The organism is Ruegeria sp. R8_1, from assembly GCF_017743815.1.
Classification (GTDB): Bacteria; Pseudomonadota; Alphaproteobacteria; order Rhodobacterales; family Rhodobacteraceae; genus Ruegeria; species Ruegeria lacuscaerulensis_A.
The window spans coordinates 332,831-347,545 of record NZ_JAGHRL010000003.1; the positions used below are offsets into that span (position 1 = coordinate 332,831).

Annotated in this window: 11 protein-coding genes; 4 read left to right on the forward strand and 7 right to left on the reverse strand. The window is 59.2% G+C overall.

Going from position 1 to position 14,715, the window contains the following annotated elements; genetic code table 11:
* The first annotated feature begins 36 nt into the window (after positions 1–36).
* Entirely contained in the window at positions 37–996 is a 960-nt protein-coding gene (gene hemC / locus J7380_RS09010) for a hydroxymethylbilane synthase (RefSeq protein ID WP_209195422.1), read from the forward strand.
* 229 nt (positions 997–1,225) lie between these two features.
* Here hemC and J7380_RS09015 read toward each other — a convergent pair whose 3' ends face one another.
* The 6 genes from J7380_RS09015 to J7380_RS09040 form a co-directional block, all read right to left on the reverse strand.
* Positions 1,226–2,503 carry an aminotransferase class III-fold pyridoxal phosphate-dependent enzyme gene (locus J7380_RS09015; RefSeq protein ID WP_209195423.1) on the reverse strand — a complete coding sequence of 426 codons (1,278 nt, stop codon included), beginning with the start codon at positions 2,501–2,503 and terminating at the stop codon, positions 1,226–1,228.
* A gap of 1 nt (position 2,504) precedes the next feature.
* On the reverse strand, positions 2,505–3,608 hold the full coding sequence (locus J7380_RS09020; protein WP_209195424.1) for a mandelate racemase/muconate lactonizing enzyme family protein: 1,104 nt from the start codon (positions 3,606–3,608) through the stop codon (positions 2,505–2,507).
* 109 nt (positions 3,609–3,717) lie between these two features.
* Positions 3,718–4,833 carry an enolase C-terminal domain-like protein gene (locus J7380_RS09025; RefSeq protein WP_209195425.1) on the reverse strand — a complete coding sequence of 372 codons (1,116 nt, stop codon included), beginning with the start codon at positions 4,831–4,833 and terminating at the stop codon, positions 3,718–3,720.
* Positions 4,830–5,936: an enolase C-terminal domain-like protein gene (locus J7380_RS09030; RefSeq protein ID WP_209195426.1), complete on the reverse strand. Its 1,107-nt coding sequence runs from the start codon at positions 5,934–5,936 to the stop codon at positions 4,830–4,832. Before J7380_RS09030 ends, J7380_RS09025 begins: the two co-directional genes overlap by 4 nt.
* Complete coding sequence (locus J7380_RS09035; RefSeq protein ID WP_247742464.1) at positions 5,933–7,015, reverse strand: alcohol dehydrogenase family protein; 1,083 nt, start codon at positions 7,013–7,015, stop codon at positions 5,933–5,935. Before J7380_RS09035 ends, J7380_RS09030 begins: the two co-directional genes overlap by 4 nt.
* The gene (locus J7380_RS09040) at positions 7,012–9,468 is read right to left on the reverse strand and encodes an FAD-dependent oxidoreductase (protein ID WP_209195427.1); all 2,457 of its coding nucleotides are present in this window, start codon (positions 9,466–9,468) and stop codon (positions 7,012–7,014) included. The genes J7380_RS09035 and J7380_RS09040 overlap by 4 nt, the downstream gene beginning before the upstream one ends.
* A 68-nt stretch (positions 9,469–9,536) precedes the next feature.
* On the opposite strand from J7380_RS09040, the gene J7380_RS09045 reads away from it, so the two are divergent.
* The 3 genes from J7380_RS09045 to J7380_RS09055 all read left to right on the forward strand — a co-directional run bounded on the left by J7380_RS09045 (position 9,537) and on the right by J7380_RS09055 (position 11,973).
* On the forward strand, positions 9,537–10,424 hold the full coding sequence (locus J7380_RS09045) for a MurR/RpiR family transcriptional regulator (RefSeq protein ID WP_209195428.1): 888 nt from the start codon (positions 9,537–9,539) through the stop codon (positions 10,422–10,424).
* Entirely contained in the window at positions 10,421–11,512 is a 1,092-nt protein-coding gene (locus tag J7380_RS09050) for an aromatic ring-hydroxylating dioxygenase subunit alpha (protein ID WP_209195429.1), read from the forward strand. Before J7380_RS09045 ends, J7380_RS09050 begins: the two co-directional genes overlap by 4 nt.
* Before the next feature lie 77 nt (positions 11,513–11,589).
* On the forward strand, positions 11,590–11,973 hold the full coding sequence (locus tag J7380_RS09055) for a carboxymuconolactone decarboxylase family protein (protein WP_170353640.1): 384 nt from the start codon (positions 11,590–11,592) through the stop codon (positions 11,971–11,973).
* A gap of 232 nt (positions 11,974–12,205) precedes the next feature.
* Here the strand turns inward: J7380_RS09055 and J7380_RS09060 are convergent, their stop codons facing one another.
* Complete coding sequence (locus J7380_RS09060) at positions 12,206–13,876, reverse strand: Tad domain-containing protein (protein WP_209195430.1); 1,671 nt, start codon at positions 13,874–13,876, stop codon at positions 12,206–12,208.
* Between the last annotated feature and the right edge of the window lie 839 nt (positions 13,877–14,715).

The window sequence follows — 14,715 nt, forward strand, 5'->3', positions numbered from 1 at the left end:
TTGTCAGGGCAATGTGACGCGATTAAAGCTGTGGCCATGACATTGACCCTGCCCTCCCCCGCCCAACCTCTCAAGATCGGCACCCGAGGATCGCCTCTGGCGCTGGCACAAGCCTATGAAACCCGGCAGCGGCTGGCAGCGGCGTTCGATCTGCCCGAAGAGGCGTTCGAGATCGTGGTCATCAAGACCACCGGCGACAACCGCGCCATGATCGACGCAGACCGCCCGTTGAAAGAGATCGGCAACAAGGGTCTGTTCACCAAAGAGATCGAAGAGGCGATGCTGCGCGGCGATATCGACATCGCGGTGCATTCCACCAAGGATATGCCGGTGGAGCAGCCCGCAGGTCTGGTGCTGGACACCTTCCTGCCGCGTGAAGATGTGCGCGACGCGTTCATCTCGCCCAGCCTGAAATCAATCCACGACCTGCCGCAGGGTGCCACCGTCGGCACCTCATCCCTGCGCCGCCGGGCGCAGTTGTTGAATCGTCGGCCTGACCTGAACGTAGTGGAATTCCGAGGCAACGTGCAGACGCGGCTGAAGAAACTGGCGGACGGCGTGGCCGATTGTACCTTTCTGGCCATGGCCGGTATCCGCCGCCTGAACATGGAAGACGTCCCCGCCACCGCCATTGCACCCGAGGACATGCTGCCCGCCATCGCACAGGGCACCATTGGCATCGAACGCCGCAGCGGCGATTCCCGTGCTGCGGGTATGCTGGAAGCGATTCACCACATTGAAACGGGGCAGCGTTTGGCCGCCGAACGCGCATTGCTGGCCGCGCTGGACGGCTCCTGCGAAACGCCAATAGCGGGTCTGGCTGAGATCAATGCGGGTCAACTTCACCTGAGGGGCGAGGTTTTGCGCCCGGATGGGTCTGAGGCGATCACCGAAGACGTTGTAGGATCGATTGAAGACGGCGTCGAAATGGGACGCACCGTTGCTAAAACCCTGCTTGCACAGGCGGGTGCCGGATTCTTTGATTGGCGAAACTAAAAAAATTCACGCAATGTGAACTACTTCACTGCCGTTACCTGATGGGTCAGGCATAACGCTTGCATACCGGTTGTGAAGTCGGCTCGGTCTCAAATAAGTCGAAAGTTTTGTAAGTCTGTACCGTTTTAAGTGGTGTTCGAGGGGGTGAGACCCGATCCTGAGATCCGATCAGTTAGGGCCGTTGTCATTGATTTGACAGCGGCCCGTCCTTTTTTTGCGCAGCATGCGGTCATCTATTGGCAATCAACTCGACCGCCGTATTGACCGCTTCCCTTGTCATTTCAATATCCGTGTCAGTTACCGCCAGGGAAGGGTAGAGCTTTCCGGGCGATTTAAAGATGCCACTCGCCCGTAAGCTGTTGTTGTAATCCACGTTGCGCCGGGGGTCATCGTGCCGAGCGCTGCGATAGTCGCGACACTGGGCATCGGTGAAATAGATATCAAACAGAGTTTCATCGCCACAAACCTGATGCGGGATACCGGCCGCTGTCAGCGCATCAACCTGCATCTGTTGCAATGCGGCCCCTGTGGCCCTCAGACGCTCATAGGTACCTTCACGGCGCAGGATTTCCATCGTTTTCAGCCCTGCGGCCGAGGCCACCGGATTGCCCGACAATGTGCCCAGTTGCATCAGCCAGCCGTCTTCGCCGACCTGCGCCTTGTCGAAATGCTTCATGATCTCGGTGCTTGCGCCCAGCGCGGCCAGAGGGAAGCCGCCGCCGGTGATCTTGCCCAGCGTGCAGATATCGGGCGTCACGCCGTATTTCTCTTGCGCGCCGCCATAAGCCAGGCGGAAACCGGTCACGATCTCGTCAAAGATCAGCAGGACATTGTGTTTGTCGCACAGGTCACGCAGGCCCTGCAGATATCCGGGCATTGGCGGGATGATCCGTTGCAGCGGCTCGACCATGATCGCGGCGATGTCGTCATGTTCATCCAGCAGGGCTGCGACGGCCTCAAGGTCGTTGAACGGCGCGATCAGCATCTGCTCGGCCACGCCCGCCGGGATGCCGGCGCTGTCGGGCACCGCCTGCGGGAAGTTCACGCGGCGGCTGGGGGCGAGGCTCATCTGCGCCTCAGCGCTCATGCCGTGATAGCCGCCTTCGAATTTCAGAATCTTGTCGCGACCGGTATAGGCGCGGGCCAGACGGATGGCGTACATATCCGCCTCACCACCCGAGGCGACAAAGCGCACCTGTTCGCAACACGGCACGGCGTCGATGATCGCCTCGGCCAGTTCGATGCCCCTGGCGTTGTTGGCGAAAAAAGTCATGCCTTTGGGCAGTTGTTCCAGCACCGCCTCCATCACCTCGGGGTGGCCGTGGCCCAACAACATCGGTCCGGAGCCGATCAGATAGTCTATATATTCCGTCCCGTCCTCATCCCAGACGCGACTGCCTTCGCCACGGGCGATGATGATGCCGGGGTCGAAATTGCCAAATCCCCCGGCGGGCAATGCGGCGTTGGCGCGGGCGATCCATTCGGATTGAGTGTTGATCTTGAGCATCTCAGGCGATCTCCAATATCGGGGAACCAAGGATTTCCGGGTCGGGCGTCACGCCCAGACCGGGGCCTTCGGGCGGGGCGATGCGTCCATCCTTGCGGCTGGGCGCATCGGGGCAGAGGCGCGGGGCCACATAAGAGGACAGGTCGCAGGTGTTCATCAGCGATCCCTGCGGGGTCGAGGCGGCGAAATGCAATGAAGCTGCGGTGACGATATCGGACCCCCATGTGCATTCCGCGCAGATCTCGGCCCCCAGATGCACGGTCAGATCGCGCGCGCGACGCATGGCCGAAAGCCCACCGAACTTGGACAGTTTCAGCGCCACGGCATCCATGCAACCCAATTCATGCGCGCGCAGCAGCGACGCCAGATCATGGGCGTTCTCGTCCAGCTTCATCGGCAGGCCTGTTGCTTGCCGGACAGCGGCGCAGTCCTCCAGCGTTTTGCAGGGCTGTTCCAGCATCACATCCAGATGCGCCACCGCCCGCCCCGTGCGTGTAGCCTGCAGGCGCGATGCGCCGCAGTTCCAGTCTCCGTAGACGATTGGCCCCGGCCCCACAGCTTCGCGCACTTTGGTCAGGCGTTCGGCATCGGCCTGCCAGTCGGCTTCGACGCCAAGTTTGACCTGAAACTGGCGAATACCGGTCTGATAGGCGGTCTGCGCGATGCGGGCCATCTCATCGGGGTCTATGCAGGTGATCGAGTGATAGAGCGGCATGTCCTTACGCGTGCGCCCGCCCAGCAAAGCATAGACCGGCTGGCCTGTGGCATGGCCGAACAGGTCCCATAGGGCAAGATCGACGACGGATTTGGCGTAGCGGTGGCCTTGAAGAAACCCGTCGAGCTTGCGCATCGGGGCATCGGCCCCGAAAGGCGACACCCCTAGGATTTCCGGGGCCATCTCGGTGATCGCCGCAGGTACACCATCGGCATATGCGGGCAGGTAGTTTGGGATTGGGCAGACCTCGCCCCAACCTTTCAGGCCAGTGTCGGTTTCTAGGCACAGAACATGGGTCTTGACCGTGGCGCAGGTTTTACCTTCGGCCATGTGATAAGTTTCGTGGCTGGTGAGGTCGACCGACCACAGGGTGAGTTTGGTGATCTTCATGGCCGTCGTCCTTCGGGGTGCAGCGCGTTGTCATCAGAGGGGCCAGCCCCTCTCTTGGCCTGCGGCCAATTCACACCCCGAGATATTTCTAGCCAGATGAAGGGACGGATCATCGCGGGGCCTCATAGGTTGCGGTTGGGGGGCCGAGGGCGTCTTCGTCGGGTTGGACGCCGAGGCCCGGGGCTTCGGGCAAGTGGAGGTGTCCGTTTTTGTTGCGAGGGCCGCGACCGTTGGCGATATCGACGGTGATCATGTCCTGACAGGCCCAGACGGCATGGCAGTTCTGATCGGGAATGGTGGCGGCCAGATGCAGGGCCTCGGAATCGGCAAGAACTGTGCCTCCGGTGGCCATGACGAACATGTCGATTCCGTGGGCCAGCGCGATATCACGCATCCGGGCCGCTTTGGTCAGGCCGCCGACGCGGTTGAGCTTGATGCCAAAGACCTCGGCCAGACCGTCGCGCGCGATGCGGGTGGCGTCTTGCAGGGTGACGAGGCTTTCGTCCACTGAGACGGGTGAGGCGTGGCGGGGGGCGATGGCAGCGATGTCGTCGAGGGATTCGCAGGGCTGTTCGAACATCACCTGCATTGGCTCGCAGGCTTTCATCACCCGCAGCGCCTGTTGGCGGGTCCAGCCGCGGTTCACGTCATAGAGGACAATCTCACCAGGGCGGCGGATGGTTTCCACGTCGCGGATGCGGGCGATATCGCGTTCGACGTCTCCGCCGATTTTGACCGAATGGGCGATGTAGCCTCGGTCGCGGTAGCGGGTCATCACCTCGCGCGTTTCTTCGGCGGTTTTGGCACCGACGGACGAGGCAATCGGGCGCGGGGTGCGGGACCCGCCGCCCATCAGGTCGGCAATCGGCAGGCCCGCCGCTTGCCCGGCGATGTCCCAACAGGCCATATCGATCGGGCTTTTGGCATAGAGGTGACCGGGCAGCGCCGTGTCCATGGCGCGTTCGACCTCGAGCACCCGGCGCGGGTCGAGGCCCAGAATGAAGGGGGCCATGGTCTCGATCCCGGCACGAATGCCCGGGCCGTGGGCGGGCACGTAGGTATGGCCCCAAGGCGTGCCCTCGCCCCAGCCGATCAAGCCAGTATCGGTTTCGATCTTCACCAGCGTTGCGTCCAGCGTTTCGAATTTCAAACGCCCGCCAGACAGCCAATAGGGATGTTCGAGCGGCAGGTCTATTTGGTAGACGGTGATGGTTTTGATCTTCATAGCGCGTACTCTGCCACGGGCGCGCCGAGGCTTTTGAAATCCGGGGTGACACCCAAACCTGACGCATCTGGCGCGTAGAGCTTGCCGTTTCGCGACACAGCCCCACCGCATCCGGTCGAGCGGGTGTTGTAGTTCATCAGGTCTGTCGTGTTTTGCAGGTATTCTTCGGGCGTCGAGGCGGCAAAATGGGCAACGGTGGCAGTGGTGATTTCACCGCCCCAAGTGTCCTCGGCCACCACGGGAATACGGTTTTCAATCAGATAGTCACGCACCCGTCGCGCCTTGCTGAGCCCGCCGAGATTGGAAAGCTTCAGGCAGCAGATCTCGGCCCCCTGATCCGCGACGATGCGCTGCGCCATGTGCATTCCAGTCAGGCATTCATCCAGCTTCATCGGCTGTTCGGCCACGCGGCGGACCTGTTGGCATTCTTCGTAGGTGCGGCAGGGTTGTTCGAGGATAAAGTCCAGATCGCGCGTCGCCCGCGCCACCCGGATCGCATTGTCCACACGCCAGCCCTGGTTGGCGTCGGCCATGGCGGTCTCACCCGGTTGCAGCAAAGGGACCGTGGCCCTGATGCGGTCGATATCCGTGGCCCAATCTGCACCCACCTTGATCTGGAACTGACGGTAGCCCTGATCGCGATAGGTGTTCATCTCGGCCACGGTCTCATCCACGGCCTTCTGCGGTGCCACCCGATACATCGGGGCACCATCGGTCAGTTTACCACCCAGCAACATCCAGACGGGCTGCGCGCTGGCTTGCCCCAGAATATCCCAGCACGCCGCATCGAACGGCGCCTTGGCGTATTCGTGGCCCTGGACCAGATGGTCCATCAACCGTTCGATCCGACCAACCTGACGCGGGTCTTCACCCAGCAGAGATGGGGCGACCAGACCGGCCAAGGCAGGAACGCCCTGAGAATGCGCGACCATGTAATTCTCGCCGCAGGGCGTGAATTCTCCACAGCCCTGCAGCCCTGCGTCTGTATCGATGACCACAACCGAGGCGGTGGCCGTTTCAATCGCGTTTCCCGCCCCCCAGACATAGGCCCCGCCGACATAGGGCAGCCCGGTCTGATAGATGCGGATACGGGTGATTTTCACGGGATCACCACGATATTGCCAGTGTGTTGTTTCGCGATGAAAGCGGCCTGCGCCTCGCGCAGTTCCTCAAGCGGATAGGTCGCGGCAAGAGCGGGTTTGATCTCACCCGCTTCGATATATTTGACGAGGTTCTGCATCACCTGCGGGTCGATTACGGTCGAGCCGGTGAAGGTCAGGTCACGCAGATAGAAGGTGCGCAGGTCAAAATTCACCATCGGGCCCGCGATGGCCCCGGAACAGGTATAGCGTCCGCCGCGTTCGAGTATGTCGATCAAGGTCGGCCAATAGGGGCCGCCGACCACATCTGCGACCACTGTGATCTTTTCGTCGCCCAACGCGGCACGCAGGTTTTCCGGTGCGCGCGGCAGGATCATGTCTGGGCCGAGTTGGGCCACGTCGGCATGTTTCGCCTCGGACGCCATCGCGATGACCCGCGCGCCGCGCCGTTTGGCCAGTTGCAACAAGGCGCCTCCGACACCGCCCGAGGCGCCGGGCACCAGAACCGTGTCTTTTTCAGTGACATTGGCGCGGGTCAGCATCCCTTCTGCGGTTGAGTAGGAGCAGGAAAACGTCGCCAATTCCGCATCCGACAGATCGGAGGTGATTGGCACCGCATTCACGGCCATAGTGGTGGCGTATTCAGCGAACCCTCCATCCCGTTCCGAGCCGTAATAACCGGTTTTGTCCATATTGCCGGGGTCATCCGGGTCGCGCAGCCAACCATCGGTGATCACACGCTGACCGATGCGGGCGGGATCGACGCCTTCGCCGACAGCGACGATCACACCGCATATGTCAGCACCTTGAATGCGCGGAAAGGTGATCGGGTTACCGCCCCAGGTCGGGTCTTCCTCGCCAACCTCCTGAAAGGCACCGCCGGTGGTCGCGTCGGTGACGGTCTTGGAATACCAGCCCGACCGCGTGTTCACATCCGTGTTGTTCAGACCGCAGGCGGCGACCTTGATCAGCACTTCATGGGCCGCAGGTTCCGGGCGAGGCCAGTCGGGGTGCAGAACCATCTGCTCCAACCCGCCATGGCCCATCGTGACCATGGCTTTCATCGTCTCGGGCAGCGTCATTGCGCGGCCTCCAGCACGGCGTCGGTGCGCGGCAGCAGGCTTTGCGGGTCATAGGCCGGTTCGCCCAACACGCGGGCGGCACGGGGTTGGCCGTGGATCACGACTTGCAGGGCCGTGCCGGGTGTGCCGGCCTCGGGCTTAATATAGGCGAAGGCGAGGATCTTGCCGACCGTATGCCCGTAGGCCACCGAAGCGGTCGAACCCACGACGCGACCCTCCAGCATCACCGCCTCGCCACCATGGCCGTCGATCTGGCCATCAGGTTCGATTTCCAGATAGGCGCAGACCCACGGCAGGTCGGTGTTCAGGGTCTTGTCCTTGCCCAGATAGTCCTTGTCGGTGCGCGCAAAACGCAGCACGTCTGCCTCGGCCAGAGTGACTTCGTTGGTCAGCTCGCCCGCACCTTTGAACCCCTTCTCCATCCGCATCACGTTCATGGCAAAGCTGCCATAGTCGGCGATGCCATGCGGTTCTCCGGCCGCCCAAAGCGCTTTGTAGACGTCCAGACAGGCGGCGTTTGGCATGTGCAGTTCCCAGCCCAGTTCCCCGGCATAGGACATGCGGAACGCCCAGACTTTGTGGCCTGCAACGGTGATCTCTTGCGCGGACAACCAGCGGAACCCGGCATTGGTCAGGTCAGCATCGGTGCACCGCGCCAGCACGCCCCGCGACCGGGGACCGTTCAGTGACAAGGCCGACCAATCGGAGGAAAGGGCGGCAATCTGAACATCCTCCTCTGCCCGCTGTTGCGTCAGGTGATCCAACAAGCGTTGCTCGAAGAACGCCGCACAGACCAGATAGAACCGGTCTTCGGCCATGCGGACAATGGTCGTCTCCAACTCAATCCGGCCCCGGCGGTTCAGCATATGGGTCAGTGTGATCGAACCCACTTTTTGCGGCATCCGGTTTGCCGTCAGCCGATCCAGCAGAGCATAAGCACCCGGCCCCGACACCTCGACCTTGGTAAAGGCCGTCACATCCATGATACCGACGCGTTCGCGCACCGCTTTGACCTCGGCCGCGACCATGTCATCGGCAGGGGTACGTCGGAAGGAATAGTGGTCGCGCTGTTCCACCCCATCGCGGGCGAACCAGCGGGGGCGTTCGAAGCCATAGACCTCCTCATGCACCGCGCCTTTGGAATTCAGCAGTTTAAACAGCGGTGACGGCTTGATCGGACGCCCCTCCAACCGGTTGAAATGCGGAAAGGGGATTTCGTGGCGCAGGCAGTAATCCTCCTCGGCCTTGATCACCTGCCAGTTCTTCGTGGCATAGCTGCCAAACCGGCGCGGGTCGAATTCGCGCATCGAGATATCGGCGGCCCCATGCACCATCCAGCGCGCCAGCTCACGGGTCAGACCCGGGCCCCAACCAATACCGATCTGCGTGCCGCAGCAGCACCAGTAATTCCGCACACCCGGCGCAGGCCCGATCAGAGGGTTGCCATCTGGCGGATGCGAGATCGCCCCATGCACGTCACGCTGAATGCCCAGCTCGGCAAAGATCGGCATCCGGTTCAGGCTTTCCTCCAGCCACGGCATCACCCGGTCGTAATCCGCATCGAACAGCCAGTTTTCGTATTCCCACGGGCAATGGTCATGCCAGACCGAGTTCGGGTTCTCTTTCTCATAAATCCCGATCAACCCGCGCTGTTGCTCCATGCGGATATAGCCCGAGACCTTACGGTCATCGCGGATCACCGGCAGTTCGGTGTCCAGATTCTGGAACTCGGGCACCGGTTCGGTCACGAAATAATGGTGCGTCATCGAGGTCATCGGCAGTTGCAGCCCTGACCATTCACCCATCTGCCGCGCATAGGTGCCGCCCGCGTTCACAACATGCTCACACGTGATGGTGCCCATCTCGGTCTCAACCACCCACTCGCCATTCTCGGCCTGAGTGATGTTCGTCGCGCGGCAGTTGCGGAAGATTTGCACCCCCTTCTGACGCGCACCTGCGGCCATCGCCATGGTCACATTGGTCGGGTCCACATGACCGTCATCCGGCGTGTGCAGCGCGCCCAACACACCGTCCAAGTTATAGAACGGATGCAGTTCGGCCACCTTCTCAGGCCCAACCAATTCGATATTGAACCCCAGCGAGCGACCCACCGACAGGGTGTGGCGCAGCCAGTCCATCTCATCCTCGGTATAGGCCAAGCGGAACGAGCCGCAGCCGTGCCATGTGACCGGCTGGCCGGTTTCAGCCTCCAACGCGCCGGAATAGAGACCAATGTTGTAATCCACACATTTGCCCAGCCCAAAACTTGAGGTCGAATGCGTGATCTGGCCCGCCGCGTGCCACGTGCTGCCGCTGGTCAGCTCGGCCTTTTCCAGCAGGACGGTGTCATCGCCCCACCCCTCATGCGCCAGATGATAGGCCAGACCGACCCCCATGACGCCGCCTCCGACAATGACCACGCGGGCGTGGGTAGGCAATTTCTTCTCGGACATGACATTTCCTCTTCCCGAGTCGCTTTTCTGCTCGACAGGCTAATTCCACATTTGTACCATCGTCAATCATGAATGACACAAATGTATCATCAATCGTTCTCGACCGCCTGAGCGCCGAATGGGACGCCCTGACGCCCGAGGCCCAGAAAGCCGCGCGCTATGTGCTGGAAAACCCAACAGATGTTGGGGTTTCGACCGTGCGCGAGATCGCCGAGGCCGCCAAGGTCAAGCCCAACACCTTTGTCCGCATGGCGCGACAAGTGGGGTTCGAAGGGTATGAGGATTTCCGCGCCCCCTTCCGCGATGCGATTCGCCGAGGCGGCGTCTCGTTTCCCGATCGCGCGCGCTGGTTGCAGAACATCGGCAAGACGGGCGAGTTGGGCGGGCTTTACGCCGATATGGTCGGTGCCGCGATTCGCAATATCGAAGAGACCTTTGCCGGGATCGACGCCGCCAGCCTGAAAGCAGCCGCCGAAGATATCTGGGACTGTCGCCAGATTTTCACGCTGGGGGTCGGCGTCAACAACTCGAACGCGCGCAATTTCACCTATCTGGCCTCGACCGGCATGAAGCAGTTCCACGCCATCCCTCGCCCGGGTTCAACCCCGGTGGACGATCTGGCCTGGGCTGATGAACAGGACGTGCTGATCGCCATCACCTGTCACCCCTACCGGACCGAGGTGATCGACGCGATCAAGCTGGCCCGTCAACAGGGGCTGACTGTTGTGGGCATCTCGGACAGCCCGGCCAGCCCGGTGATCCTGAACGCGCAGCACGGCTTTGTCGTGGCAGCTGATACACCGCAATTCTTTCCCTCCTCCGTCTCGACCATCGCCTTGCTGGAAACGCTGCTGTCCTTTGTGGTGGCCGTCTCCAGCGATGAAATCGTCGAGAGGGTTGAGCGGTTTCATCAACGCAGACACCAACTTGGCCTCTACGCGGAGGAGCCCGAATGAACGCACCCCTGACCCATTCACTGGACGCGCGATACTATACAGACCCCGCAATTTTCGCGCAGGAGATGCAGGGCCTTCTGGCCCGAACCTGGCAATTTGCCGGCCACGTGGCGCAGGTGCGCGAACCGGGTGACTACTTCGCGTTCGAGATTGCGGGCCAGAACCTGTTCTGCATTCGCGGTCGCGACGGGGAAATCCGCACATTCTACAATGTCTGCCAGCACCGCGCGCATGAAATGGTCAGTGGCGCGGGCAACACCCGCGTGGTCGTTTGCCCTTATCACTCCTGGACCTACGAACTAACCGGCCATTTGCGGGCCGGGCCTAACATCAAATCCGTTCCGGGTTTCGACCGCAGCGCGATCTGCCTGACCTCGGTCCGGACCGAAGTGTTCAACGGCTTCATCTTCGTCAATCTCGACGATGATGCAGCCCCCATGGACGACTGGTATCCCGGCGTGCGCGAGGAACTCCGCGCCTTTGTTCCTCATATAGACGATCTGGAACCGCTGGAATGGGTCGAGATTCCGGAACACTGCAACTGGAAGGTCAGTATCGAGAACTACTCGGAATGCTATCACTGCCCAACCAACCACCCGACTTTTGCCGAAGGCGTCGTCAAGCCCGAGACCTATGACATTCAACCCGACGCCAGCGGCGGCTATGTCCTGCGCCATACGACCGAGTGTCAGAGCCTCGACAAGATGACCTACCCCATCGACATGTCCGTGCCGCATGCGGGCGACTATCAGTCCTGGTTCCTATGGCCCATGTTCTCGTTCCAGTGTTATCCGGGCAACGTGCTGAACACTTATCACTGGCGCGCGAATGATGCCGATCACTGCACGGTCTGGCGCGGCTGGTACACCGAGGGCGGATCGGAAAGTGCCGTTATCCGCCAACTGGCCGTGCAAGACCGCGAGACAACGGTCGAAGAGGATATCCGTCTGGTCGAATCCGTCCACCGCGGCCTGAAATCCCGCGGCTATCGCCCCGGACCGCTAGTGCTGGACCCCGGCTGTGGAGTTATGTCCGAACATTCAATCGCACGGTTGCAACAATGGATGCGCGACGCCATTGATGGCTGACCTGCCTAAAGGCCAGGAAAATACGTCGATTTTTCTTAGCCCGACGCTTAGCGTACAAACAAACTTCAGAGGTGAAAATGTCAGACCTGTTCAACGAAGACCTGTTTCTGAAAGGCCTGGAACAACGCAAAAACACTCTTGGCGCAGAATATGTCGAAAAGAACCTCGCGGCGGCTGACGACTTCACCCGCCCATTCCAAGAAGCAATGACAGCATGGTGCTGGGGCTTTGGGTGGGGTGATGATGTCATCGACGCCAAAACACGGTCGATGATGAACCTGTCGATGATCGGCGCCCTGGGCAAAATGCATGAGTGGGAAATTCACTGCAAAGGCGCGATCAACAACGGTGTTTCACCAGAAGAGATCCGCGCCATCATCCATGTCATCGGTATCTATTGCGGCGTTCCACAGGCTCTGGAATGCTTCCGCGTTGCCCGTAAAGTCTTGGGCTATTCCTGAACGACCCTATCCAGCGCCTGACACTTCGAAATTCAGCACCGTTCGCACGTACTGGATGTGCCGAATTTTGGTTTGCCTTGCGCCAACTTTTAGCGCGCAGTGATTTGGGACTTCGACAAAGCCCAAACCGCCACACTGCTGGGTTAAAGCAAAAAAATCGCCCGGCCCTTTCGGAACCGAGCGGTAGAGGGAAAACGAAAAGGAGCACATCACGTGTGCTCCTTTTGCATGGTTACTGGATCAGCCGCAGCTTCTGGATGGAACCGGCAATCGACACGAACGAGTCGATGATCTCTTCGCCGGTAACCTCGTAGTAGTGCGAAGGCGACGAGGCGCATGCCTTAACCTCGGCCGCCGCCTGATCTGAAGTTTCAAACGCAACCGCATAGATGATCACGTTGTTCGCCTTGGCCAGCTCACACTGCTGTTTGAACAGCTGCAAGTTGGTAACCTGTGACGATGTAATGGTCGTGTCTTCGGACGGGCGCGAGACCAGCTCGGTCAGACCGTTTTCTTCTTCCATTTCATCAGCTGGGCGAACCTGCGGGCTGGTCCGGCCATCGGTCATGATGACGATGTATTTCGACGTGTCCTCATGATCCCAGTTTAGGGGACGGTTCGCGAATTCAGCCGGAACCTCACCCATGGTGCTGAGATAGGCAAAGGCATCGCGCGAGGACGGATCAAGCAGAGCCAGCGCATATTTCAGGCTGTAATTGGTGCCAGTGCCGTCGAACAGACGCAGATTGTCAATAAAGCTGTGCAGAGTGACCTCGTCGTTCTGAGCGTATTTGATGCTCATCTCGTCATCCGGGCACCAACCCCAGTTCTGCGTGGTCTCGTCATAGTCCCAATTCACGAAGTACGGCACCTGCTCGGTCGAACCGGATGGCAATTGCGACGTCATGAAATCGGAATATGAAAGTTCCAGACAGGACGATTCATTGTTCGGGATGGTCTGGTAGTACGAGTGGAAATCATTGAACTGCAATTCAGCATCGACATTGTTGAATTTCGTTTCGCTGGCTTCCGTGTCACCCGTGACGCTGAAGTATTCGGTCTTTTGACGACCACCCTTGATCGAAGCACCAACCAGTTCTGCGTCTTCGGTCAGGACAGAGTTCTCGATGGCGAAATCCTTGACGTAGTAATAGTAGGTGTCGACGTCGTCTTTGTCGAAACCATCCACGTCGTTGTCCGGAAAGCCTTCAATCTTTACCGAGTAATCCGGCGAACCGTCGCCGCTTGTGTCAAACCAGAAGACAACGTTGGAAATGTCCTGCTTCCAGGTCGGGAAATACCCCTCTTCTGTGGTCGTGCCAAACCGCTCACCACCCAGGTATTCGAACATCGTCGACCCCGGGTTTGTTTGACCAGCAAAGGGGATGACATTGATCGAAGTCTGCTTGTCCGCCTTGGTCCCCGTTGTGGGGTCTTCATTTCGGCTGAGGCTTTTGGTGATGAACGCCTTGGCTGCAGCTTGCATCAAGTCGACACGGTTGTTGCTGCCCATACTGCCCGAAATATCCAGCACCAATGAGATCTCGGTATGGGGCGCAGCTTCATTGGCCGCGGCTCCGATACCCAAAGGAATAGAGTCGATACCACTCAGGCGCATGAACTTTGTATCGTACTCTGCCCCGATCGCTGCGGCGACCGTCCGGTCCTGAAACGCCTCTTGAACAGCTACTGAGCTTTGGTAATCCGACAGCCCCTGCGCCGCCAGATGCGCATTAACCACTTCCTCTGGTGGGAGTGTCTGCTCGAGGTTGGCGGCAGCAAGCACCGCATTGTCAAGAACCCACTGTAGCTTCACGCGGTCGCGCTCATAGTTGGCGACATCAACTGCGATTCCCGTCGCGGCCAACAACATAAGAAAGACGAAAAGCGCAAAAATCGTCAAAGCGCCATCTTCGCCAGTGGCGAAACGTCCCTTTTTAATAGGACCACTTAAAATTGAGTTCAGTTGTCTTCGAGTCCGAATTCTGGGCATTTGAATCTCCGGGGCAACGTAAATTTTTTTCACCATTGCCTGAGATTTTGTCTCCAATTTGCCACAAATCGGGTGTTTAGATTACAATAAGTGAATGTGAAATGAACTCAAAATTAACAAAGGTTTCCTGCAGAAAAATTATCAAAATAATCGTCTTATAACAATTAGTTAATTAAATTCTCACTGCATTGAGAATCCCCCTGTTCGGTTCATTTTCAATTCAGACTTTAAAAAAATTGCTCGAGAATTGCGATTTTTGGGGCGGGCTGGAACAATTGGAAAACTCCCAAAAACCAAAGCCTATTGCCTACGCCGGGAACGGCGGCGTCGATTCGGCGAGTTAAAGTGGCGTTGTTCTCATTTCAGCGACAACTTTAACAGAAGTTGAATAATGTATTCGCACTTCATTCAATCAGGTTTTGGCACAATTCATATTAATTGAATCTGCACACCTTGATCGCCCCGACATTCTGCAAAGGGAATAACATGACAAAGTCTGCCATATTGATTGCAACACCGTGGTCTTCGGTGGAGCGATACACATTTAAGTCGGTCAGGTGCAGCAGCAGCCCTGCGGTGGGAATGCGGGGTCGTGAACGTTTTCCTCCGATCAACATTGCGCTTGCGGGCATCGTCAGAGAAATGCGGTTTCAGGAAGAAAACAAACCCGCCGCGCCCGAGTGATTTCGGACCAACATTCTGGCGCTGTTCGCCCCAAAAAGGGAAAAGCCCGCTCATAATAAGAGCGG

What these genes read in the sequence shown, in the direction of transcription:
- hemC (WP_209195422.1), top strand. Translation starts at nt 37, where the DNA reads ATGACATTGACCCTGCCCTCCCCCGCCCAACCTCTCAAGATCGGCACC.
- J7380_RS09015 (WP_209195423.1), bottom strand. Translation starts at nt 2,503, where the DNA reads ATGCTCAAGATCAACACTCAATCCGAATGGATCGCCCGCGCCAACGCC.
- J7380_RS09020 (WP_209195424.1), bottom strand. Translation starts at nt 3,608, where the DNA reads ATGAAGATCACCAAACTCACCCTGTGGTCGGTCGACCTCACCAGCCAC.
- J7380_RS09025 (WP_209195425.1), bottom strand. Translation starts at nt 4,833, where the DNA reads ATGAAGATCAAAACCATCACCGTCTACCAAATAGACCTGCCGCTCGAA.
- J7380_RS09035 (WP_247742464.1), bottom strand. Translation starts at nt 7,015, where the DNA reads ATGACGCTGCCCGAGACGATGAAAGCCATGGTCACGATGGGCCATGGC.
- J7380_RS09040 (WP_209195427.1), bottom strand. Translation starts at nt 9,468, where the DNA reads ATGTCCGAGAAGAAATTGCCTACCCACGCCCGCGTGGTCATTGTCGGA.
- J7380_RS09045 (WP_209195428.1), top strand. Translation starts at nt 9,537, where the DNA reads ATGAATGACACAAATGTATCATCAATCGTTCTCGACCGCCTGAGCGCC.
- J7380_RS09050 (WP_209195429.1), top strand. Translation starts at nt 10,421, where the DNA reads ATGAACGCACCCCTGACCCATTCACTGGACGCGCGATACTATACAGAC.
- J7380_RS09055 (WP_170353640.1), top strand. Translation starts at nt 11,590, where the DNA reads ATGTCAGACCTGTTCAACGAAGACCTGTTTCTGAAAGGCCTGGAACAA.